The sequence below is a fragment of the Escherichia sp. MOD1-EC6300 genome (assembly GCF_002965045.1).
Classification (GTDB): Bacteria; Pseudomonadota; Gammaproteobacteria; order Enterobacterales; family Enterobacteriaceae; genus Escherichia; species Escherichia coli_F.
Map to the genome: position 1 here is coordinate 1 of NZ_PTRH01000053.1, position 1,126 is coordinate 1,126.

Genomic DNA, 1,126 nt, shown 5'->3' on the forward strand with positions numbered 1-1,126 from the left:
GATGCGACAGGGAAAGAACAGGTCTACATCCACGCGCAGAAGAACATGAACACCGAGGTGCTGAATAACCGCACCACGGATGTGATAAACAACCATGCTGAGACCATCGGCAACAATCAGGTGATTGCGGTTACCAACAATCAGATACAGACGGTGGGCGTTAACCAGATAGAGACGGTGGGCAGTAACCAGATCATTAAAGTGGGCTCTGTTCAGGTGGAAACGATTGGACTTGTTCGTGCGCTGACTGTGGGCGTGGCGTATCAGACGACGGTAGGTGGCATTATGAACACCTCGGTGGCCCTGATGCAGTCCTCGCAGATCGGTTTGCATAAATCGTTGATGGTCGGGCTGGGTTATGACGTCAAAGTCGGAAATAACGTTACCTTCACCGTTGGTAAAACGAAAAAGGATGATACCGGGCAGACCGCGATTTACTCCGCCGGTGAGCATCTGGAACTCTGCTGTGGTAAGGCAAGGCTGGTGCTGACTAAGGACGGACAAATTTTTCTCAACGGCACAAAAATTCATTTGCAGGGTAAGGAGCAGGTTAATGGTGACTCACTGTTGATTAACTGGAACTGTGCAGCCTCGAAATCCCCACCGAAGACCCCTGATGAAAAGCAGGATACGCCGGATATGAGAGAGTACTGATCCCGTACCTGTTCGGTATTCAGTAACAAACAAGCATTAAAAATAAACAGAAGAAGGAATTGAATCATGAGCGGAAAACCAGCAGCGCGTCAGGGAGATATGACTCAGTATGGCGGTCCCATTGTCCAGGGTTCGGCAGGTGTAAGAATTGGCGCGCCCACCGGCGTGGCGTGCTCGGTGTGTCCGGGCGGGATGACTTCGGGCAACCCGGTAAATCCGCTGCTGGGGGCGAAGGTGCTGCCCGGCGAGACGGACCTTGCGCTGCCCGGCCCGCTGCCGTTCATTCTCTCCCGCACCTACAGCAGCTACCGGACGAGGACGCCTGCCCCGGTGGGCGTTTTCGGCCCCGGCTGGAAAGCGCCTTCGGATATCCGCTTACAGCTACGTGATGACGCACTGATACTCAACGACAACGGCGGGCGGAGCATTCACTTTGAGCCGCTGCTGCCGGGGGAGGCGGTGTACAGCCGCA

2 protein-coding genes are annotated in these 1,126 nt (G+C 54.8%); both read left to right on the plus strand.

Translation table 11 applies throughout. From position 1 onward, the window contains the following. On the plus strand, window positions 1-654 hold a 654-nt coding region (locus tag BGE37_RS24730), incomplete at its 5' end, for a bacteriophage T4 gp5 trimerisation domain-containing protein (RefSeq protein ID WP_418933182.1). Window positions 655-720: 66 nt separating this feature from the next. Then, window positions 721-1,126: DUF6531 domain-containing protein (locus BGE37_RS24735; protein WP_241956684.1), on the plus strand; the 406-nt coding region annotated here is incomplete at its 3' end.